The organism is Legionella cardiaca (genome assembly GCF_029026145.1).
Taxonomy (GTDB): Bacteria; Pseudomonadota; Gammaproteobacteria; order Legionellales; family Legionellaceae; genus Tatlockia; species Tatlockia cardiaca.
Genome location: NZ_CP119078.1, coordinates 3,395,894 through 3,417,257, shown reverse-complemented (window position 1 = coordinate 3,417,257; position 21,364 = coordinate 3,395,894). Strand labels below are relative to the sequence as shown.

Below are 21,364 nucleotides of genomic sequence, written 5' to 3'. Positions count from 1 at the left end.
GTTAATTTAACCTTGCAAATTATAATTTTGATTTATTGGCTTCAGCCAAAGTATGGCTTACCGATTGATGTAAATAGTCAATTACAGGCTTAGGATAAACGCCCATACCCACTACCATTATGGCTAGCAATACGTATGCACTTATCTCAAAACTGGAAAGATCTTTTAATGCAGCCACTTTTTCATTCACAACAGGTCCGAAAATTACACGTTTATACATCCATAATGTATAAGCAGCACCAATAATCAGTGTAGTTGCAGCCCAGAAAGCCATCCAAAAACCGGCTTTAACAGTACCTAAAATTACCATAAATTCGCCGACAAATCCTGAGGTACCTGGCAAACCAGCGTTTGCCATGGCGAAAAGCATAAAGAAAGAAGCAAAGATTGGCATCGTATGTACAATGCCGCCAAAATCTTTAATTTGTCTTGTATGCATGCGATCGTAGATGTATCCAACGCCTGCAAACATTGCACTGGAAATGAATGCATGTGAAATCATAACCACAATTGCACCTTCAAGAACTAAGCCAGCGTTATTTATTCCAGACTGATGTGCTATTGCAAAGATGGCAAAACAGCCCAAGGTTACAAATCCCATATGAGAAATTGATGAATAGGCAATCAAACGCTTCATGTCTTGTTGGATAATAGCAACTAGCCCCACATAAACAACGGCTATTAAAGATAAGGCTATTATGATCATTGCATACTTATTGCACGCATCAGGAACTATGGGCAATGCAAAACGAATAAACCCGTAAGCGCCAAGCTTTAGGAGAATTGCTGCTAAAACAATAGAGCCTCCAGCAGGTGCCTCAGTATGAGCATCGGGTAACCACGTGTGCACGGGAAACATTGGAATTTTTATTGCAAAACCAAGAAAGAAAGCAATAAAAATAAGAGTCTGTGCTGTCATTCCCAGCTTAATGGCGTATAAGGTTTCGATCTTAAATGAACCCACGACATAGCCCATGTATAAAAAAGAGGCTAACATGAGTACTGAGCCTAAAAATGTATACAGGAAAAATTTAATAGCCGCATAAACGCGGTTATCAGAACCCCATATTCCGATAATTAAATACATTGGAATAAGCGTCGCTTCCCAAAATATATAAAACACAATGGCATCAAGTGACGCAAAAACGCCTACAAGTAAACCTTGCATGATTAGAAATGCTGCCATGTATTGGGCTACACGCTTATGAATGCTGTTCCAGGTAGCCAGGATAACGATAAGATTTGTAAATACGCTTAGAACGATGAGTAGTATCGATAGGCCATCAACACCTAGACTATAATTAATTCCTAATGCAGGCATCCAAGGATATTCGTCGACAAACTGCATATTGTAAGTGTTAGGATTAAATTCCGTAATTAAAGGAATGCACATGATCAGCGTTAATAACACTGTAAATAGCGATAAATAACGCGATACATTAGGATTGTTATCATCGCCAGTGAGAAATACAAACACACCACCGATGATAGGCAACCAGATCAATAAATTGAGCAAATGATGCATACCTTCACCTTATAATCAGCCTAATAACAACCAGCACAAGAAAATAAAAAGACCAAATACCATTACAGTTGCATAATGGTATAGATAACCACTTTGCATGGCGCGTCCCTTTTGCGCAAACCATCGTACAGTGCGACCAGTTCCATTCACTATCATGCCATCAATTAATCTTTGATCGCCCACATTGTAGAAGAAGCGTCCCAATGCTTTGGAGCCACGGACAACAAAAAGATTATTGAAAGCATCAAATCCATATTTGTTTAGCAAAATGCGATACAACCATGAGAATCTCTGTGCGAGAACAGTTGGAATTGACGGCATCGCAATATAGCAAATCCAAGCGAGCAATATACCGGCTACAGTAATCCAAAATGTCATCGTAGTTACCGAATGTAATGCTTCTTTCCACGGAGAAGAAATTTCTTTGGCTAGTTCCCCTAAAACATTATGTTCTGGCAGCACGAACAAAGATTTTCCTAAGAGAGATGGTGCATCGAATAGCATGGGCATGTAGAGGATATAGCCTATTATTACAGAAGGTATGGCTAGAACTACCAGAGGCAACCAGACAACCCAAGGAGATTCATGGACATGAGACAGGGTATGTTCATCCATTCTTGGCTTGCCATGAAAAGTCATAAACAAAGCTCGGAAGGTATAGAGTGCCGTCACCATCGCACCAGCAGCCACACAAAAATAAGCGTAACTGCTACCAGGGATCTCAGAAAGTTTTGCGGCTTCAATGATAGTATCTTTTGAATAAAATCCTGCAAATGGCGGGAAGGCGCAGAGGGCAAGACTACCAATGACGAAGGTAATATAGGTAATTGGCATTTTATTCCAAAGCCCGCCCATTTTACGCATGTCTTGTTCATGATGCATACCAATGATTACTGAACCAGCTGCCAGGAATAGTAAGGCCTTAAAACATGCATGTGTTAACAAATGGAATATTCCTGCACCATAGGCCGAAGCTCCCATGGCAACCATCATATAACCTAATTGTGATAATGTTGAATAAGCTACTACACGTTTAATATCATTCATGACCAGCGCAAGAATTCCAGTAAATAGAGCACCAGTAGCGCCAATAACAAGAATGACACTAAGAGCAGTCGTTGATAACTCTACTAACGGAGAAATTCGCGCTACCATAAATACCCCTGCAGTAACCATGGTCGCAGCATGAATTAATGCAGAAATTGGGGTAGGACCCTCCATAGATTCTGGTAACCAAACGTGAAGAGGTACTTGAGCGGATTTACCCATGGCACCAACAAATAGGAGCAAACAAATTACCGTAATTAATGACCAGGAATGACCGGCAAACAATTCAATTGATTGTCCAGCCAGGGAGTTTGCACTGCGAAATACGGTTTCATAATCGATGCTACCTGTATAGGCCAAAATTAGCCCTATCCCTAGTACGAAACCAAAATCGCCAACACGGTTAACAATAAAGGCTTTCAAGCCACCTTCTATTGCAGATTCCTTATGATACCAAAAGCTGATTAATAAGTAAGATACTAAACCTACCCCTTCCCAACCAAAAAAGAGTTGTAGGAAGTTGTTAGCAGTAACCAGCATTAACATCATAAATGTAAATAAGGAAATATAACTAAAGAATCGTTGGTAACCGTCATCATCAGCCATATAACCAATACTATAAATATGTACAAGGAAAGAAACAAAAGTTACCACCAGCAACATTATTGAGGTGAGGGGATCAATTAAGAAGCCCACATGGAAAGTGTAAGGGAACAAATCTCCACCGCTTGCCCAGGTAAACAGGTTTACGTTAACTACATCAGCAGCTCCACTGAGAATTTGAGCGGCCACATAGCTTGATAATACTAAAGACAAGCCCACCCCCAAAATGGTGACAGAATGAGCACCTACACGGCCAATCTGATTACGGAAAAAACCTGCAATCACTGAACCAAACAGAGGGGCAAGAACAATTACGAGACAAAGCTGTTGTATACTCACGTTATCAACCTTTTAAATGATTCATCTTGTCGACATCAATGTTGCCCCGGTTACGATAGAGCAACATCACAATCGCTAAACCTATTGCTGCTTCGGCTGCAGCCACTGTTAGGATAAAGAAGACAAAAACTTCGCCTGCAACACCACCATAGTAGTGAGAAAAGGCAATAAAGTTAGTATTTACTGACAGAAGCATCAATTCAATACAAACCAACAGAAGTATGACATTCTTGCGATTTAGCATAATACCAACAAGGCTTAAGCCAAACAAAATCGCGGACAATATCAGATAATCATTTACAGGTATCATCACTACATTCCTAGTTATTATTCTGACTTCATTTTAATTAGTTCAATTCGATCTTCATGACGTGTCATCAATTGCTTCGTGATATTTTGTCGCTTGGATCGAACAGCACCTCGATGAGCCAAAGTAATGGCAGAAACAATTGCGACTAATAAAAGCACTGCAGCCAGTTCAAAGGCAAAAACATAATCAGTATACAATGCCATACCAATTTCTTCTGTATTTGATGCAGTTTTTAGAGGAGCAACATAGTTTTCATCTTCCATGCTCATAGTGGCAGGTGATGCTGGTTTTGTTTCTACAGCTTTATTAAAAGCTTCATCGGGGATGGCAACTAGCAGTAAACCTGTTAATAATGCAACCAGAATTAGACCAAAGGGTAAATAACGAACAAAATGAGCCTTCATAGACTCTACGTCGATATTTAGCATCATGACCACGAATAAAAATAAGGTCATTACTGCACCAACATAGACCAACACAAGAATCAGTGCCAGAAACTCAGCTTCGGCAATGATCCATAACACAGAACTTGCAAAAAACGTCAACACAAGAAATAACACGCAGCGAACAGGGTTATTTTGTGTGATAACCATCAATGCTGATATTAAGGTCAAACCAGCAAAAATATAGAATACTATTTGTAAAAATAAATCATGCATCTTTCACCCCATTAGCGCCATTTCTTATCGGCTTCTCTATCTGCGGCCAATTGTTTTTCCATCAAATCACCCACCGCCAATAATTTTTCCTTTGTCATAATATTTTGACCGCGTTCACTAACGTGGTAATGATGAATTGGAGTCACAACAATTGAATCAACCGGGCATGATTCTTCACACAAACCGCAATTGATACATTTAAACATATCGATATCATAACGTGTGGTACGTCGTGAACCGTCTTCACGTGGCTCAGATTCAATGGTGATAGCCAATGCGGGGCATACGGCTTCGCATAATTTACAAGCAATACACCGCTCTTCACCATTCGGATAGCGTCTTAGAGCCAACATCCCACGAAAACGCGGAGATAATGGTGTTTTTTCTTCAGGAAATTGCACAGTTACTTTTTTCTTGAAGAAATACTTGCCGGTTAATTTTAAACCGCTAAACAACTCCCAAAGCAAGAAGCTGTTCAGATAGTGTTTAATGTATCGATATGCTTTTTTCATTAGCCTGCTCAATTAAGACTGGTTAAAACCATGGTTTCACTTGGGCTACTACCATTAAAGCAGTAACAATAATCCAAACGATGGTCACCGGGATCAATACTTTCCATCCCAAACGCATTAGTTGATCGTAGCGATAGCGTGGGAAAGTGGCACGTATCCATAAATAAACAAAAAGGAAGAATGCTATCTTAAGTAACAACCATACAAAACCGGGCACAACGAAGAAAATATTGTTTAATACGGGAATTCCTTCGAAAGGTGACAGCCAGCCTCCCATAAAGAGGAGTGCAATAACGGTAGAAATTAAGATCATGCTGGCATATTCGGAGAGAAAGAATAAGGCAAAACCAATACCTGAATACTCAACATGGAACCCTGCAACAATTTCTGATTCACCTTCGGCTAAATCGAAAGGAGCACGATTAGTTTCGGCAATACCAGCAATCCAAAATACAATAAAAAGAGGTAATAAGGGTAGAAACCACCAATGCCATATGCCACCCTGCTGTGACAGTACAATATCGGTAAGATTCATGCTACCAGCTGCTAGTAAAACACCTACAAACGCAAAGCCCATAGCGATTTCGTAGGAGACCGTTTGAGCAGTACTGCGCAATGCTCCAAACATCGCATATTTGGAATTAGATGCCCAACCTGCTATAAGAACACCATATACACCCAATGAACTCATAGCAAATAAAAACAAAGCACCTGCATTAATATTAGAAAGAACAATGCCCTCTGAAAAAGGTATAACGGCCCAACCAGCCAGCGCCGGCGCCAAAGCAAACAAGGGCGCTATTACAAACAAGTATTTATTTGATTTGGTTGGAACAATAATCTCTTTTGTAATGAGCTTGAATAAATCTGCAAAAGGTTGAGTTAAGCCACGCCAACCTACGCGGTTAGGGCCAATTCTTACTTGAATATAGCCAATTACTTTACGCTCGGCATAGGTCAAATACGCTACTGCTATCAGCAGCGGTACGACTATGACCAGAATCTTAATAATGATCCACAGCAAAATGCCAATATCTTGTAGCATATGTTTACCTTAGCGCTTTATAGTTATTGCAGCAAAAGAATGCCCTAGATCAATTGTCTCTGGCATTGCGTTTGCCACCCAGACAACATCAGGCGCTATACGTTCGTCACGTTTAAGCGGCAATGTTATCTCAATATCACCTTGAGATACAGTAGCAATCTCATCTAATTTCAATCTATCTGCAGTTTTTGGATGAATCCTCACGCAGGCTGTTTCAGCAGCAGCACAAACCTGTAGCGCTTTAGCATGACGCACTACCATGTCAGAGCGGTATAAAGGCCATTCGCCAACACGGACTAACTCTTGATTGTTTGATGGCAATGATTCGTGGTAATAAGGTTTATACTTAAGCTCAGTCATCATGTTTGCTTGTGCTTTGATTTCATTGAGTACGTCTTCTGACGATACATAGTCGAAATCTTTGCATTGCAGTAGATTTCCTAAAACTCTTATTATTTTCCATGCCGGTCTAGCTTCGCCATAAGGCGCCTTTGCACCTTTTACCGTTTGCCATGCTTTATCGATGTTAATATAAGTACCAGACGTTTCTGCGTAAGGAGCTATAGGTAGTATTACATCAGCATAGTCTTGCATTGACTCATGTTGAAAAGCTGAAAGCATGACGACAAATTCAGCGCCAAGCATTGACTGACGTGCACGATAAGGATTGGCAAAATCATAACCAGGTTCTACGGCCAGCAAAAAGTACCCTTTTAACTTGGCATTTAAGGCCGTTTCCACATCCATTCCTGTTGTTTCGCTTGATTTTCCAGCAACAGTACGATGAGGAAGCATGCCAGCCAGCCAAGCGCCGGCGCTATTTGCACCTGTGGTTAATCTTAAAACACGCACTCCATATTGTTCGATCACATGGGTTAGTGAGCGTAACAAAGAAGCATCAGGATGATTTTCGCAAAGGGCTCCTGTAACGATAACCGAATTAGGTTGGCGCAAAGCTTGAGCCATGGCCAGCGTTGCATCATCAGCCTGGAGTCCCAATAATAATTTTTGCACAGCCTCGGGAAGCTGAGTAACGTCTTCTGTCATTGCTCGGACTAGTTTTGCTAGCTGCATTGGCAATTCTTGTGGTGAAACAATAATTTTGTCAGCCAGATCAAAATGGTAATCATAATCAACAGGATTAATAGCAAAGACTCTGGCGCCATTTCTATATGCTTTACGCACACGAACACCTGCTAGCGGAACTTCACGATGAATATTGCAACCTAATAAGAGAATTTGTGTTTGATTCTCCAGCTCAGCATAATTAATTGAGCTTTCAGGCATCGTAGCTTGTGTTTCTTGATCACGGAAATCAACTTGTTGAATACGATGATCAAGATTATTCACGCCTAGTTCTCTCATCAATTTCTGTAGAAGATAGAGTTCTTCTAACGTTGATGAAGATGAGGCAAAAGCAGCAAATTGTTCTGGACCATGCTGCTTAATTACGCGACTCATTCCATCAGCGACAAACTTGAGTGCTGTAGTCCAATCCACGGTTTCCCATTGACCATTGCGTTTTATCATTGGTTGACTAGCTCGAGCCTCATGATTTAAACCAAGATAGCTGAATCTGTCTCTATCTGAGAGCCATGTTTCATTAATCGCTTCATTTTCGCGTGGAACAGCTCGCATTAACTCATTGCGACGAACATGCAAATGGATATTTGAACCCAGACAATCGTGCGGCGCTACTCCCTCATGTTGGACCAATTCCCAAGCTCGCGCAGTGAAACGAAATGGTTTTGAAGTTAGTGCACCCACTGGGCAAAGATCAATAACATTACCAGAAACTTCTGAGGTAATACTGTGCTGAATATAGGTGCCAATCTGCATGTTTTCACCACGACCTGTGGCGCCTAATTCTCTTACGCCGGCAACTTCCTCACCAAAGCGTACGCAACGGGTGCAGTGAATACAACGTGTCATTTCTGTGGCAATGAGTGGTCCAAGATTATCGTCTTCAACTGAGCGTTTGCTTTCCTCATACTCTGATGAGTCATAGCCAAATCCCATGGAGATATCTTGTAATTCACACTCCCCACCCTGATCACATATTGGACAATCAAGTGGATGATTGATAAGGAGAAATTCCATGACTGCTTGTTGTGAACGAAGCGTTTCTTCCGATTTAGTAAAAACCTTCATGCCATTGGTAATTGGCGTTGCACAAGCCGGCACAGGCTTACGTCCGTTTTCAACCTCAACCAAACACATACGGCAATTTGCAGCTACTGAGAGTTTTTTGTGATAGCAAAAGCGAGGAATATAAATCCCTGCTTCATCAGCAACCTCAATAATCATCTTACCGTTTTCAACTTCAAATGTTTTACCGTCGATTTCAATGGTAGCCATTGTTTAAACCTTCTCAATTATGCTGCGACGATCGAGCGTTTATGCTTAATGAAATAATCAAACTCATGGTAGAAGTGCTTTACAAAGCTCTGCACAGGCCATGCAGCAGCCTCTCCTAAAGCACAAATAGTACGCCCCTCAATTTTATCTGCGACATTCGCCAATTTCTCGATGTCTCCAGGCTCCCCATGACCTTCTTTAATACGGTGGATCAAACGAACTAACCAGCCTGTGCCTTCACGACAAGGCGTGCATTGTCCACATGATTCATCCATATAAAATTCAGAAATACGGTAGAGTGCATCCACCATACAAGTTGTTTCATCCATTACAATTACAGCACCCGAACCTAAGCCAGAACCAGCTTTTTGAATACTGTCATAATCCATGTCTAAATTCATCATGACATCACCCGGCAATACTTTCATTGAAGTTCCACCAGGGATAACGGCTTTAATTTTTCGACCGCCGCGTACACCACCTGCCAATTCCAAAAGTGTTTTGAAAGGAGTACCTAATGGTATTTCAAAATTGCCTGGTTTATTAACATGGCCACTGACGCTAAAGCACTTGGCGCCGCCATTGTTAGGCTTACCAAGTTTAAGGAACCACTCACCACCTTTTTCTAGAATTACTGGAACAGAGGCAAAGGTTTCTGTATTGTTAATCGTTGTAGGTTTACCATATAAACCATAGTTAGCCGGGAATGGAGGCTTAAATCGGGGCTGACCTTTCTTACCTTCAAGTGAATTGAGTAGCGCTGTTTCTTCACCACAAATATAGGCACCAGCTCCTAAGTGATTATACAAATCAAAATCAATACCAGTTCCTAAAATATTCTTCCCTAAAAGGCCAGCAGCATAAGCTTCTTTGAGCGCTGCCTCTGTTCGCTGAAAAGGAAGCCAAAATTCCCCGCGAATATAGTTGTAACCAACAGTAGCTCCCATTGTATAACCTGCAATGGCCATGCCTTCAATTAACTGGTGGGGGTTAAGACTTAGAATTTCACGGTCTTTGCACGTGCCAGGTTCGCCTTCGTCTGAATTACAAACTACATACTTTTGCACGGGCGAATTTCGATTCATAAAACTCCATTTCAACCCGGTAGGGAAACCTGCACCACCGCGACCACGTAGAGCTGAAGTTTTCAATTCTTCAATAATTTGCTGCGGCGGCGTCTGTTCTTTTAGAATGCGCTGCCATGCGCTATAACCACCGATGCTTTTATAAGCAGCGAGGGTCCAGGGCTCGTCTAAATGAAAGGTTCGGTAACAGACTTGATTTAATTCAACCATGACAACTCACCTCTATCGTTCATTGGTACTGTTCCAAAACTTGGTTAATTTTATCAGCGGTCAAGTTTTCATGATAATCTTTATCAACTTGCATCATAGGTGCATTAACGCATGCGCCCAAGCACTCCACTGCTCTTAGGGTATATTTGCCATCTGGCGTTGTTTCACCAAGTTTGATACCCAATTTTTTCTGTAAGTGGTCGACTACCTCTGAGGAACCACAGAGTTTACAAGAAATATTTGTACAGACATTAATTAAATGACGACCTATGGGTTTGTGTTCATACATGGTATAAAAAGTAGACACTTCATAAACAGCAATTGCAGGCATATTCAAATAATCAGCAACAGCATCCATTAATTCTGGCGTTAAATATCCTTGTTCTTCCTGTACAATCATTAATGCCCTCATGACAGCTGATTGTTTTTCGGTAGCAGGATATTTAGCAATCCATTGATCAATTTCATCCATACCAGTGGATGACACGAATTGACGAAGTAATTTAGCTGAGTTCTCAGACATTCTTTTCTAACCTTAATACTTTTAGTTAAAGCGTTATCCGCTCGCCTAATCTAGCGATCAATTTCACCAAAGACAATATCTTGGCTTGCCAGAATTGCCACACCATCAGCAAGCATATGTCCGCGAACCATCTCATCATAGCTTGATAAATGTGCAAAGCCAGGAGCTCGAATCTTTAAGCGATAAGGCTTATTAGCACCATCTGAGACAAGGTATATACCAAACTCACCTTTAGGTGCTTCTACAGCCGTATAAACCTCTCCCTGTGGCAAACAAAAACCTTCCGTGAACAATTTAAAATGATGAATTAAAGCTTCCATATCATGCTTCATTTCTTCACGAGTTGGCGGTGTAACTTTGTGATCAGCCGATTTTATCGGACCGGGATTATTACGTAACCATTCAATACATTGTCTGATGATACGATTTGATTGACGTAATTCAGCTACTCGCACCAAATATCTATCATAACAATCGCCAGTTTTACCTACTGGGATATCAAAATCGACTTTATCATACACTGCATACGGTTGTTTTTTGCGTAAATCCCATGCGATACCGGAAGCTCGAAGCATTGGGCCAGTAAACCCCCACTGCAATGCCATTTCTGGTGAAACAACGCCAATATCGACAGTTCGCTGTTTCCAGATACGGTTATCAGTTAATAGGGTTTCATATTCGTCGACACATTTAGGAAATCGCTCCGTAAATGCCCATAGAAAATCAAGCAGACTTCCATGACGATGCTCATTCATTTTTTCTACTTCACGTTCACTGTGCCAGCGTGAAGGTTTATATTGCGGCATTGAGTCTGGCAAGTCACGTGCAACACCACCGGGACGATAGTATTTAGCATGCATACGTGCCCCTGAAACTGCCTCATAACAGTCGAACAAATCTTCTCTTTCGCGGAAACAGTAAAGAAAAACAGTCATTGCACCAATATCTAGTGCGGTAGCGCCTAACCAAAGCAAATGATTTAAAATGCGCGTTACTTCGTCAAACATGGTACGAATATACTTTGCACGAATAGGAATTTCTATACCAAGTAACTTCTCTAAGGCCAGTACATAGGCATGCTCATTACACATCATGGATACATAGTCCAGTCGATCCATGTAGCCAATATTTTGCAGATAAGGCTTTGTTTCTACTAACTTTTCTGTAGCCCGATGCAATAAACCGATATGCGGATCAGCACGCACAATAGTTTCACCTTCTAATTCCATTACAAGGCGTAATACTCCATGAGCAGCTGGATGCTGTGGACCAAAATTGAGGGTATAATTTTTTAATTCAATCATTGCTCACCCCCTTGTTTTTTAGGCTCAAGATAGCGGTTATCACTTCGTATTACCTTAGGCACAAGAACTCGTGGCTCAATGTCAACAGGCTCATAAATAACTTGCTGTACCCGCGCATCATAGCGCATTTCCACATGTCCGCTTAGCGGGAAATCTTTACGGAATGGATGACCGATAAACCCATAGTCAGTTAAAATTCTTCGCAAATCCGGATGACCATCAAATAAAATACCATATAAATCATAGGCTTCACGCTCAAACCAGTTTGCTGATTTCCAGATCTCGTGAACTGAAGGAACAATCAAGTGTGATTCATCTACAAAAACTTTTACACGAACTCGATGATTTTTTGAGGTTGATAACAGATGATAAACAACGGCAAATCGTGGTTTGGACAAAGCATATGCTTTTGCCTCTTGTCGCTCTACACCTCTTGAAAAACCATGCTCTGTTGCTGATTCAGTTTCCCAATCATATTCACCGTAAAGCAGGTAATCCACGGCACAAAGATCAATCAATTGATTAAATTGAAAGGCCTCATGATCGCGCAATTGGTATAGGGCTGCTTTGAGATAAGCTATTTCACATTCTAGTGTAATTTCTTCATTTGCTAAATTCGCTGAAGCGATTAAACCATCCAGCTCCATAGTTATTTTTTCAGCCAAATTTGTTAATTTTGTCATCTGATAAGCACCTGTACTGGTCTTAAGCTTCAATTATCTGCTTACGTCTAATTTTATTTTGCAATTGGATAATGCCATAAAGAAGAGCTTCAGCAGTGGGCGGGCAGCCTGGCACATAGATATCAACTGGTACAATACGATCACAACCACGCACCACAGAATAGGAATAATGGTAGTATCCACCACCGTTAGCACATGATCCCATAGAAATTACCCAGCGAGGTTCAGGCATCTGATCATAGACACGACGTAAGGCTGGTGCCATTTTATTACATAGTGTACCTGCAACAATCATAACGTCTGATTGACGAGGACTAGGTCTAAAAATAATACCAAAGCGGTCCAAATCGTAACGAGCAGCACCTACGTGCATCATTTCGACAGCACAGCAGGCCAAACCGAAAGTCATGGGCCACATTGAACCGCTCCGAGCCCAACCAAGCAGTTTGTCTACGGAGGTTGTAACAAAGCCAGTTTTCTGCAATTCAGCAACAGCCATAGCAAGCCTCTATAATATCTGGGTTTAATGTAACATTGTGGTCATTTCTGCTAAGAAATGAAAGGAAACTCACTCCCATTCAAGAGCGCCCCGTTTCCACTCGTAGATAAAGCCAATTACCAATAGGCCTAAGAAGATCATCATTGCGGAAAAACCGAACCAACCAATCTTACGTAATACTAAAGCCCAAGGAAAGAAAAAGGCAGTTTCTAAATCAAATATAATAAAAAGTATAGCAACCAGGTAGAATCTTACATCAAAAGGAATATGAGAGCTTTCAAACGCTCCAAAACCACATTCATAAGGCGCATTTTTGACGGAATCAGGATTGTGTTTGCCAAGCAGTGAACCGGCTGCCAGCATCACAAGACCAATCACAAGGGCAATTATGATAAAAACAAGTATAGGTAAATATTGTGATAGCATCATTTCACATCGCTCGGATTAAATGGTGCCGAAGGCCGGACTCGAACCGGCACGGCTTACGCCACCGCCCCCTCAAGACGGCGTGTCTACCAATTCCACCACTTCGGCATGTTAGTTATTGTTTTCCGCTCTTACTGCTATCAACCGGCACCGGGATTTTACTCTCTGGTACACTGGTTTGCTGAGGTATGGCTTGCTGTGCTGCCTTCTGGTATTGCGAAGATACCATATATGACAGAGACAAACTCGTGACAAAAAAAGTCAAGGCCAAACCGCCGGTTAATTTGAACAAGAAACTACCTGTACCTTGGCTACCGAACACAGTATTAGACGCACCCGAACCAAAGGCTGCGCCGATGTCGGCACCTTTACCATGCTGAATTAATACCAAGCCAATTAAGACTATGGCAACCAGCACATGAATCATTAGAATTAATTGATACATTTTACAATATCCACAAACTGTTGCGCATTCAGTGATGCACCACCGACCAAACCACCGTCAACATCTGGCATTGCAAACAATGAGCTTGCATTTTTCTCATTGACACTGCCGCCGTAAAGTATAGACAACTGATTGGCATCATTAAGGTTAAATTCAGCGACTAAGGCTCTAATTGAGGAATGCACCTCTTGCACTTGCTCTGGCAAGGCAGTTTGCCCAGTCCCTATGGCCCATACAGGCTCATAAGCGATTATGCAACCATTAAAGCAGCGATTATTAGTCTCTGTAATCGCAAGCAGCTGCTTTGTTAATACTTGTTCAGTTAATCCTTGCTTACGCTCTTCCAGCGTTTCACCAACGCAAAGAACCGGTATCATACCATGTTCTTTTACATGGTGGAATTTATCTGCAACAAATTTTTCACTCTCAGCAAATATGCGTCTGCGCTCTGAGTGTCCGACTAAAACATATTTGCAGCCGTAATCTTTGAGCATGGGGCCAGATAACTCACCCGTAAAGGCGCCCATATCCTCTGGGTACACATTTTGTGCCCCCCATTTAATTTTACTATTGGCGAGCTGTTGCTCTACTAAAGCCATATAGATTGCTGGCGGGATTACTAAACAATCAGCAGTAATAGAATCATCCATCAGCGCTAATAATTGCTGCAACAGTGACTTAATCTGGCTAATACGACCATTCATTTTCCAGTTGCCGGCAACTATTTTTTTCCGCATTTATCCCCCCAGATTACGGTGCGTGACTATACAGTAAACTTTATTTAAATCCTAGTGCTAATACTTATATTTCTGCTTTTAGTTGCCTTTTCTGGTGAATTTTCGATCTAGTTGGCTCTTGTCAAACTAATTAGTTTAGTTAGAATCAATATTACACGCGCAAGGAGGTGCTGTGATGATGGACAAAATTAAGAGTTTAGTTAAGGAATTAGCAAGCTTAAGCCAACCCTATAATTTAGAATCACTTGCTCTAATTTTTTATAATTATAAAGAACTTTTTGATAATAATGTCAGTCCTCCCGAACAGCTAGCCCCCATTTGGTACAGTTTACGTAATGTTCGCGAGCAGATTGTAGACTGGCAACATTTAGATAGTGAACAAAAAGCGGTCGCAGCAGTCAACAGCATAATAATTAAGTCTGATAGACAATTGGACGAAATTGAGAAACAAATACATAAACTAAAAGATGAGGTTTTGCAGCAACAAGGGCAAATTAATAAATGTTACCCCAACTTGTTAGAAGCCTACCATGCTTGCTTGATGAAGCAGGAACCGACAATTGCCTTAGGTATTCCTTCTGATCTTCGTCAACAACGATATGCGTTGGATTCGTATTTAGAGATTCTTCAAGAACAATTAAAAATTCTCGAACTAGACAGTACACGTCTTAGCTTGTCTGAATCATTAATTAAACGCAAAGAATTAATTGCACAATTAAAGATGCTGAACATTATCATTAGCGAAAATGTTTCCGATGCTACTCGAATTTATGACAAATTAAAAATTCAACGAGAGGATTTAGGCATATTAAGGTTGGGTTTAGAAACTGTACAACGCGAATTGGCGGATACTATTTCTATACTGGATGTTCAGCAAGAAATAGAAAATAAAACCCTTCTTATCGATGAGACAAATGCTGAATTGCTTAGTGTGACAACTAAGCTCAAGCAGAGTCTCCTGGCACCAGAAACTAGAAAAACGCTCGAAAATGATTATCAATTAGCAACTGATAAGCAAAAACTCCTGGAGGAACGGCAAAATGCATTGAATTGGCATAATTCCTCCCTTAATCCCTATGCGTGGTATGAGTGGAGAATGAATCCTGCGTTTAAAACTGACCGCCAGCAATTGCAGGCCGAGTTCCATTATTTGCAGCTTTGGCATCAACAAGCACAGTTGACATCTGAGAGCATACATTTAAATCAGCAATTGGCCTCTGCACAAGGCTTTGTTAAACCACAATTGACCACTTTCAAGGTATCAAGTGACAGCTGTAAATTACACGAGCGCGCCCTGCAATTACTTAAAGAGCATAATCCAATGTATGCCTCTACAAATATCAATAATGTTGCCTTAATGACAGATATTCTAGATAGCCTTGACTCTATTCATAAAAAAAATGAGGTTCTTGAAGAAGCATTGCAAATTTTACCAACTTTAATTGAACTTGATAGAACGATTTTGGAATTACGCACAACCCATTTGTTAATCGTAGAGATTGATAATTTAATACTATCACCAGAAGAACTTAACAAACTACGCAGCTCTGAGCTGACACGCCAAAAAGACATACAAGAGCAAACTGAAAAAATTAACAGTTGCAAAACATGTATTCAATCCATGGATAGATTAGCTGATTTAAATAAGCTGGCAAAAGAATTGAATGAGTCTAAACGGATTATAAAAGCAGAGCTTAAGCACAATAAGGCTAAACAAGTAAATATGCCAGATTGCAGTAGCCATGATATGAAAAAAAACCAAACTCAACATTGCATTAGCCGGCAAATCGCAACTTTAGAAACTGATTTACAAGAAATATTAACCAGGCAAGAGGAATCTTTATCCTATACACAGGAAAAAAATACCAAGTTCAAAGCACTTATTACTTATCAAGATAGCTTGAATGCCTGGAATCGCCGTATCCGCAATATTAGTCCTGCTATGACCGTAGAATTTGAAGAATGGTATCAAGAATTATTTGTCGCGTTGCAAGTCCATATGCAAAATGAAACGCAGCATAACCAAGCATGCCAATTACTACGTGATATTTATTTTGAAATAGCACATCCTCAAGCCAATGATGCTGTTCTTTCTCACTATCGAGCTTTATGTCCTAATCCTAAGAGTTCATGGGAACTTTTAACTAGTCTTAAGCCAGCATTTGCAACAGAACCGCACTCTCTTGCTGAAGTAAAAAATCCGACGTTAAATAATCGCCTAAAGGCACTCTATCAACAGCAAAAATTGTTAGCCAAAAACTATCCTAGAGAAGCCGAGCTCTTGCATCAGGCAATTTGTAATTTGCATCAAGGTTGCCTAATGGCTGAAGAAAATCCTACACATCCAGTGCTAAAAAATCTTAATTTCAGCCTAAATGACCCTCGTTATGAAGCACTGCATAACCATCGTGGTTTCTTTAAAATTTGCGAATGGCTAGCTCAGCTGTGCCTTGCATTGTTGACTATTATTCACGCAAATCAAGGCAAAAACTATCGCCAGCTTTTCTTTTTTAAGCCAACTCATACAAGCAAATTATTAAATGAAACGACAACAGAACTGATTCATTGTTTAGCGGGGTAGGCATGCAATTAAATGCTGCGAGAGACGATTTAATTGCGATTGCCGTTGAAAATTGCTAACACGTTTTAAAAGTATTGCTTTTCAATATGACGAATCTCATTGCTCAGTTGCTCTGCATGAGACGCGACCTTATTGCTATCATGACCCTCGACCATTACTCTTAATAGTGGTTCAGTTCCAGAGGGGCGCAATAAGATACGACCCTCTCCTTGCCATTCACTACTAAGGGTAGCCACTATTTCTAAAATACGATTATGTTGTGCTAGTTGTTTGGCATAGGCAGTTTTGATATTGATTAATGTTTGCGGTAATAACTGAATCCCCTCAACTAATTGTTGCAAATCTTTTTGCCGCTTTATCATACAGGCCAATACTTGCAACGCAGCAACGATACCATCGCCAGTGGTTGTTTTATCAAGGCAAACGATATGGCCAGAGGATTCGCCACCAATTTTCCAATCTTTTTTCTTTAATGCTTCTAATACGTATCGATCGCCCACATTTGTTCTAAGGAAGGGAATTCCCATTTCATTGAAAGCCTTTTCCAATCCGTAATTACTCATTAAGGTGCCGACAATACCCCCTTGGAGCAGGTTTCTTTGATGCCTGTCTTTTGCAATAATATAAAGGATTTGATCGCCATCAATGATATTCCCAGTAGCATCAACAAGGATAAGTCTGTCACCATCTCCGTCCAATGCGATACCTATATCCGCTCCTGTTTGTAGGACCTGTTGCCGCAAAGCCTCAGGTGCCGTTGAACCACAAGCTTCATTAATGTTAAAACCATTTGGTTTATTACCAATCGCTAAAACTTCAGCCCCCAATTCGCTAAATACATTAGGAGCAATATGGTAAGTCGCTCCATGAGCACAATCGACAACAATTCTCAATCCAGTTAAACGTGTTTGCGAAGGGATGGTTGACTTACAAAATTCAATATAACGACCAGGAGCGTCATTAATACGTGCGGCTTTTCCCAATTTAGCTGAAGGAACGGTCTCAAGCGTTTTTTCCATTTCTGCCTCTATTGCCAGTTCCAGTTCATCCGGAAATTTACTGCCATCGGCAGAGAAAAATTTAATTCCATTATCCTCAAACAAATTATGGGAAGCGCTAATCACCACGCCAGCGCTAGCGCGTAAAGTTTGCGTAAGATAAGCTATTCCAGGAGTGGGCATTGGTCCTAATAAACCGACATCAACGCCAGCAGCAGATAATCCCGCTTCAAGAGCAGACTCAAGCATATAACCAGAAACTCGAGTATCTTTACCAATAATTACTTTCCCATGCCTGCTATTAGTAATTACCCGGCCTAGAGCCCACCCTAACTTTAAGATGAACTCAGGATTAATATTGGATAAACCAACTCGACCACGAATTCCGTCAGTACCAAAATATTTACGCTGATTCATCCTTATATCCTCTTTTAATTTCTCAATATCTTTATAATTTTTAAGCCTTCTTATATAGGTCAAATACCTGGTCGAAAAATGGCCTAATGCCTATTTCGCACAACCTGCACAATTGCGGAGTCGTGTGAATTTTAGAAACAATTAAATGGTTTTGGCAATGATTCGTTAGTAATTGCTTCTAACATTATTAAGACTTGTTGTGTTTCGTCAACATCATGAGTTCTTAAAATAGCCACTCCTTGTAAAGCTGCAAAAATTGCAATAGCCAAGCTCCCTAATAACCGCTGTTCCACGGGTTTTCCCAAGATTGAGCCCACTGTCGATTTACGAGAAGCACCAAGCATTATGGGAAGATGAAAGTCTTTGAAAGCAGCTATCTGTTTAACAATGCGTAAGTTATGCTGCGGTAATTTCCCAAATCCAAAGCCGGGATCCAGAATTAAATTTTCAGTTTTAATACCTGCAGAAAGACAGATTTGAATTTTTTGTTTGAAAAAAGAATATAACTCATCGATAACATCATCAACATATTGTGGCTGCTCTTGCATAGTCGTTGGTTTACCCTGCATGTGCATTAAACAGACAGGCACATCAAATTTAGCAGCAACGTCTAAAGATTCTGGTGTAGCTAATGCAGTAATATCATTAATTATAAAAGCTCCCGCAGCAAGTGCTTCCTGCATGACCTGGGCCTTTGTAGTATCAATTGAAATACAGATTTCACTTTCCTGGCGCAACTTTTCAATAACTGGAATCACTCTTGCTAATTCTTCCGCGCAACTCACAGGCTTTGCACCTGGTTTGGATGATTCTCCGCCAATATCAATAATATCAGCACCGGCAGCTACCATTTCCAAAGCATGTTCTACCGCTTTGTCTCTAGTAAAATATCGCCCACCATCCGAAAAAGAGTTTGGAGTTATATTCAATATTCCCATAACTAATGGTTTGGAGTACTCTTGAATAGATTGAGCATAGGCCCTAAGCCATTGCTTAAATTGATTATTGTTCATCAGATATCACAAATTATTACTTTTGAGTTGACTGTGATTACATTATTTTAATTGAATCACAGTTACTCCAGGCATAACGAGCATAGAAGAAACTCCTATGTTGCTAACACAAGAGTTTATTTGCTATTAATGTCCGCCCGCAGGATTATCGACAGGCTTCCCATTGATAGTTTTTGGAGTGGTATCATCACCTCTTTTATCTTTATCAATGAGTTTGGTAGCTTCCCAATCATCTGGAGGAGAAGGTTCTTGTCCAGCCATAATTTCCTGGATTTGATTTGCATCTATTGTTTCGTATTTAATTAATCCTTCTGCCATTAGATGCAACTTGTCCATATTTGCCAAGAGAATCTCTTTTGCTCTTTGATAGTTTCTATCAATAATATCTCTGACTTCCGCATCAATTTCTTGTGCTGTTTTGTCTGAAATCTCTTTATGTTGGTTAACGGTACGTCCCAGAAATACTTCACCCTGTTCTTCACCAAAAGTGAGAGGCCCAAGATTGGACAAGCCCCAAGCAGTAACCATTTTGCGAGCAATTTCTGTAGCACGCATTATGTCGTTGGAAGCCCCCGTAGTTACACTTTCAACACCGAAAATTAATTCCTCAGCAATACGACCACCAAATAAGCTAGACAATTGGCTTTCTAAGCGGCGTTTACTATGGCTATAGCGATCTTGTTCCGGTAAAAACATCGTCACCCCTAAAGCACGACCACGAGGTATAATTGTAACTTTATACACGGGATCATGCTCAGGAACTGAAAGCCCCACAATTGCATGTCCTGCTTCGTGGTAGGCTGTCAATTTCTTCTCATTCTCATCCATTACCATTGAGCGTCTTTCAGCACCCATCATAATTTTGTCTTTTGCTTTATCGAGCTCAATCATGCCAACTTTTCGTTTGTTAGCACGTGCAGCAAACAGTGCTGCTTCATTCACTAAATTCGCTAAGTCAGCACCAGAAAACCCTGGAGTTCCACGGGCAATAGGTAATATTTCTACATCTTTATCAATTGGTACTTTTTGCAAATGAACCTTGAGAATCTGTTCGCGCCCACGGATATCAGGCAAAGGGACGACAACTTGACGGTCAAAACGTCCTGGCCTTAACAGTGCAGGGTCAAGAACATCAGGCCGGTTTGTCGCGGATACAACAATAACGCCTTCATTACCTTCAAAACCATCCATTTCAACCAGCAATTGGTTTAATGTTTGTTCGCGTTCATCATGACCGCCACCTAAGCCAGCGCCACGATGTCTACCTACAGCATCAATCTCGTCAATGAAAATAATACAGGGCGCATGTTTTTTTGCCTGTTCAAACATATCACGAACTCGAGAAGCACCCACCCCAACAAACATCTCGACGAAATCAGAACCGGAAATTGTAAAAAATGGTACCTTAGCTTCACCGGCAACCGCTTTAGCAAGCAAAGTTTTACCTGTTCCTGGAGGACCAACAAGCAAAACACCGCGAGGAATTCGTCCACCTAAATTCTGAAATTTGGATGGATCTCTTAAGAAATCGACTAACTCTTTAACTTCTTCTTTAGCTTCGTCTACCCCAGCAACATCAGCAAACGTAACCTTAACCTGATCTTCACCAAGTAAGCGTGCGCGAGAGCGCCCAAAAGACATTGCTCCCCGGCCGCCGCCACCTTGCATCTGGCGCATGAAGAAAACCCAAACACCAATCAGCAATAACATAGGGAACCAGTTAATGAAGAGATGCAACAAGAAACTTTCCTGCTGCTTTTCTTGGCCGCTGACATCAACTTGGTTTTTCAGCAATTCACCCAGCAATGCATCGTCTTGCATCGGCATATAGGTAACAAATCGGTGATTATTTTTAGTTAATCCTTTGATGACTTTATTGTCTTCAATGGTCACTGTACTAATTGTGCCTTGATCAACCTCTTTTAAGAAATTGCTATAAGATATTTTCTCAGCAGACGTATGGCGGGGGCCAAAATTACTAAATACTGAGACCAGCACGATTGCTATTATCAGCCACAGAAATAAATTTTTTACCATGTCGTTCA

Annotated in this window: 19 protein-coding genes and 1 tRNA gene; 1 reads left to right on the top strand and 19 read right to left on the bottom strand. The window is 40.8% G+C overall.

Features of this window, described 5'->3' with window-relative positions; all coding sequences use genetic code 11:
• Nucleotides 1-19 precede the first annotated feature (19 nt).
• From PXX05_RS14875 to tpiA, 16 genes are all read right to left on the bottom strand, one after another.
• Nucleotides 20-1,525, bottom strand: a complete 1,506-nt coding sequence (locus PXX05_RS14875; protein WP_275088971.1) for an NADH-quinone oxidoreductase subunit M — start codon at nt 1,523-1,525, stop codon at nt 20-22.
• A 15-nt stretch (nt 1,526-1,540) separates the two neighbouring features.
• On the bottom strand, nt 1,541-3,514 hold the full coding sequence (gene nuoL / locus PXX05_RS14870; protein ID WP_275088970.1) for an NADH-quinone oxidoreductase subunit L: 1,974 nt from the start codon (nt 3,512-3,514) through the stop codon (nt 1,541-1,543).
• Nucleotides 3,515-3,518: 4 nt separating this feature from the next.
• Nucleotides 3,519-3,824 carry an NADH-quinone oxidoreductase subunit NuoK gene (gene nuoK, locus PXX05_RS14865; protein ID WP_275090536.1) on the bottom strand — a complete coding sequence of 102 codons (306 nt, stop codon included), beginning with the start codon at nt 3,822-3,824 and terminating at the stop codon, nt 3,519-3,521.
• A gap of 17 nt (nt 3,825-3,841) precedes the next feature.
• Nucleotides 3,842-4,483, bottom strand: a complete 642-nt coding sequence (locus PXX05_RS14860; RefSeq protein WP_275088969.1) for an NADH-quinone oxidoreductase subunit J — start codon at nt 4,481-4,483, stop codon at nt 3,842-3,844.
• Nucleotides 4,484-4,494: 11 nt separating this feature from the next.
• Nucleotides 4,495-4,995 carry an NADH-quinone oxidoreductase subunit NuoI gene (gene nuoI, locus PXX05_RS14855; protein WP_275088968.1) on the bottom strand — a complete coding sequence of 167 codons (501 nt, stop codon included), beginning with the start codon at nt 4,993-4,995 and terminating at the stop codon, nt 4,495-4,497.
• Between the two features lie 22 nt (nt 4,996-5,017).
• Nucleotides 5,018-6,040 (bottom strand): NADH-quinone oxidoreductase subunit NuoH, encoded by a 1,023-nt coding sequence (gene nuoH, locus PXX05_RS14850; RefSeq protein ID WP_275088967.1) that lies wholly within the window; start codon nt 6,038-6,040, stop codon nt 5,018-5,020.
• Between the two features lie 9 nt (nt 6,041-6,049).
• A complete protein-coding gene (gene nuoG, locus PXX05_RS14845) occupies nt 6,050-8,398 on the bottom strand; it encodes an NADH-quinone oxidoreductase subunit NuoG (protein ID WP_275088966.1) in 2,349 nt (782 codons plus the stop codon).
• 17 nt (nt 8,399-8,415) lie between these two features.
• A complete protein-coding gene (gene nuoF, locus PXX05_RS14840) occupies nt 8,416-9,693 on the bottom strand; it encodes an NADH-quinone oxidoreductase subunit NuoF (RefSeq protein ID WP_275088965.1) in 1,278 nt (425 codons plus the stop codon).
• A gap of 19 nt (nt 9,694-9,712) precedes the next feature.
• Nucleotides 9,713-10,216, bottom strand: a complete 504-nt coding sequence (gene nuoE, locus PXX05_RS14835) for an NADH-quinone oxidoreductase subunit NuoE (protein ID WP_275088964.1) — start codon at nt 10,214-10,216, stop codon at nt 9,713-9,715.
• 50 nt (nt 10,217-10,266) lie between these two features.
• Nucleotides 10,267-11,520 carry an NADH-quinone oxidoreductase subunit D gene (locus PXX05_RS14830; RefSeq protein ID WP_275088963.1) on the bottom strand — a complete coding sequence of 418 codons (1,254 nt, stop codon included), beginning with the start codon at nt 11,518-11,520 and terminating at the stop codon, nt 10,267-10,269.
• Entirely contained in the window at nt 11,517-12,203 is a 687-nt protein-coding gene (locus tag PXX05_RS14825) for an NADH-quinone oxidoreductase subunit C (protein WP_275088962.1), read from the bottom strand. Before PXX05_RS14825 ends, PXX05_RS14830 begins: the two co-directional genes overlap by 4 nt.
• A 22-nt stretch (nt 12,204-12,225) precedes the next feature.
• Nucleotides 12,226-12,702 carry a NuoB/complex I 20 kDa subunit family protein gene (locus PXX05_RS14820; RefSeq protein ID WP_275088961.1) on the bottom strand — a complete coding sequence of 159 codons (477 nt, stop codon included), beginning with the start codon at nt 12,700-12,702 and terminating at the stop codon, nt 12,226-12,228.
• Between the two features lie 69 nt (nt 12,703-12,771).
• Nucleotides 12,772-13,128, bottom strand: a complete 357-nt coding sequence (locus PXX05_RS14815) for an NADH-quinone oxidoreductase subunit A (RefSeq protein WP_275090535.1) — start codon at nt 13,126-13,128, stop codon at nt 12,772-12,774.
• 23 nt (nt 13,129-13,151) lie between these two features.
• Nucleotides 13,152-13,236 (bottom strand) — tRNA-Leu (locus tag PXX05_RS14810).
• Nucleotides 13,237-13,243: 7 nt separating this feature from the next.
• A complete protein-coding gene (gene secG, locus PXX05_RS14805) occupies nt 13,244-13,573 on the bottom strand; it encodes a preprotein translocase subunit SecG (RefSeq protein WP_275088960.1) in 330 nt (109 codons plus the stop codon).
• Nucleotides 13,561-14,310, bottom strand: a complete 750-nt coding sequence (gene tpiA, locus PXX05_RS14800; RefSeq protein ID WP_275088959.1) for a triose-phosphate isomerase — start codon at nt 14,308-14,310, stop codon at nt 13,561-13,563. The genes secG and tpiA overlap by 13 nt, the downstream gene beginning before the upstream one ends.
• A 175-nt stretch (nt 14,311-14,485) precedes the next feature.
• Between tpiA and PXX05_RS14795 the strand changes: the two genes are divergently transcribed.
• On the top strand, nt 14,486-16,891 hold the full coding sequence (locus PXX05_RS14795; RefSeq protein WP_275088958.1) for a hypothetical protein: 2,406 nt from the start codon (nt 14,486-14,488) through the stop codon (nt 16,889-16,891).
• 65 nt (nt 16,892-16,956) lie between these two features.
• On the opposite strand, the gene glmM is transcribed toward PXX05_RS14795, so the two are convergent.
• The 3 genes from glmM to ftsH all read right to left on the bottom strand — a co-directional run bounded on the left by glmM (nt 16,957) and on the right by ftsH (nt 21,356).
• The gene (glmM, locus tag PXX05_RS14790) at nt 16,957-18,306 is read right to left on the bottom strand and encodes a phosphoglucosamine mutase (protein WP_275088957.1); all 1,350 of its coding nucleotides are present in this window, start codon (nt 18,304-18,306) and stop codon (nt 16,957-16,959) included.
• A gap of 131 nt (nt 18,307-18,437) precedes the next feature.
• A complete protein-coding gene (gene folP, locus PXX05_RS14785) occupies nt 18,438-19,319 on the bottom strand; it encodes a dihydropteroate synthase (RefSeq protein ID WP_275088956.1) in 882 nt (293 codons plus the stop codon).
• 126 nt (nt 19,320-19,445) lie between these two features.
• Entirely contained in the window at nt 19,446-21,356 is a 1,911-nt protein-coding gene (gene ftsH / locus PXX05_RS14780) for an ATP-dependent zinc metalloprotease FtsH (protein ID WP_275090534.1), read from the bottom strand.
• Between the last annotated feature and the right edge of the window lie 8 nt (nt 21,357-21,364).

What these genes read in the sequence shown, in the direction of transcription:
- nuoF (WP_275088965.1), bottom strand. Translation starts at nt 9,693, where the DNA reads ATGGTTGAATTAAATCAAGTCTGTTACCGAACCTTTCATTTAGACGAG.
- PXX05_RS14795 (WP_275088958.1), top strand. Translation starts at nt 14,486, where the DNA reads ATGATGGACAAAATTAAGAGTTTAGTTAAGGAATTAGCAAGCTTAAGC.
- secG (WP_275088960.1), bottom strand. Translation starts at nt 13,573, where the DNA reads ATGTATCAATTAATTCTAATGATTCATGTGCTGGTTGCCATAGTCTTA.
- nuoG (WP_275088966.1), bottom strand. Translation starts at nt 8,398, where the DNA reads ATGGCTACCATTGAAATCGACGGTAAAACATTTGAAGTTGAAAACGGT.
- PXX05_RS14820 (WP_275088961.1), bottom strand. Translation starts at nt 12,702, where the DNA reads ATGGCTGTTGCTGAATTGCAGAAAACTGGCTTTGTTACAACCTCCGTA.
- PXX05_RS14860 (WP_275088969.1), bottom strand. Translation starts at nt 4,483, where the DNA reads ATGCATGATTTATTTTTACAAATAGTATTCTATATTTTTGCTGGTTTG.
- PXX05_RS14830 (WP_275088963.1), bottom strand. Translation starts at nt 11,520, where the DNA reads ATGATTGAATTAAAAAATTATACCCTCAATTTTGGTCCACAGCATCCA.
- nuoH (WP_275088967.1), bottom strand. Translation starts at nt 6,040, where the DNA reads ATGCTACAAGATATTGGCATTTTGCTGTGGATCATTATTAAGATTCTG.
- ftsH (WP_275090534.1), bottom strand. Translation starts at nt 21,356, where the DNA reads ATGGTAAAAAATTTATTTCTGTGGCTGATAATAGCAATCGTGCTGGTC.
- PXX05_RS14825 (WP_275088962.1), bottom strand. Translation starts at nt 12,203, where the DNA reads ATGACAAAATTAACAAATTTGGCTGAAAAAATAACTATGGAGCTGGAT.
- glmM (WP_275088957.1), bottom strand. Translation starts at nt 18,306, where the DNA reads ATGAATCAGCGTAAATATTTTGGTACTGACGGAATTCGTGGTCGAGTT.
- PXX05_RS14875 (WP_275088971.1), bottom strand. Translation starts at nt 1,525, where the DNA reads ATGCATCATTTGCTCAATTTATTGATCTGGTTGCCTATCATCGGTGGT.
- nuoK (WP_275090536.1), bottom strand. Translation starts at nt 3,824, where the DNA reads ATGATACCTGTAAATGATTATCTGATATTGTCCGCGATTTTGTTTGGC.
- tpiA (WP_275088959.1), bottom strand. Translation starts at nt 14,310, where the DNA reads ATGCGGAAAAAAATAGTTGCCGGCAACTGGAAAATGAATGGTCGTATT.
- PXX05_RS14815 (WP_275090535.1), bottom strand. Translation starts at nt 13,128, where the DNA reads ATGCTATCACAATATTTACCTATACTTGTTTTTATCATAATTGCCCTT.
- nuoE (WP_275088964.1), bottom strand. Translation starts at nt 10,216, where the DNA reads ATGTCTGAGAACTCAGCTAAATTACTTCGTCAATTCGTGTCATCCACT.
- folP (WP_275088956.1), bottom strand. Translation starts at nt 19,319, where the DNA reads ATGAACAATAATCAATTTAAGCAATGGCTTAGGGCCTATGCTCAATCT.
- nuoI (WP_275088968.1), bottom strand. Translation starts at nt 4,995, where the DNA reads ATGAAAAAAGCATATCGATACATTAAACACTATCTGAACAGCTTCTTG.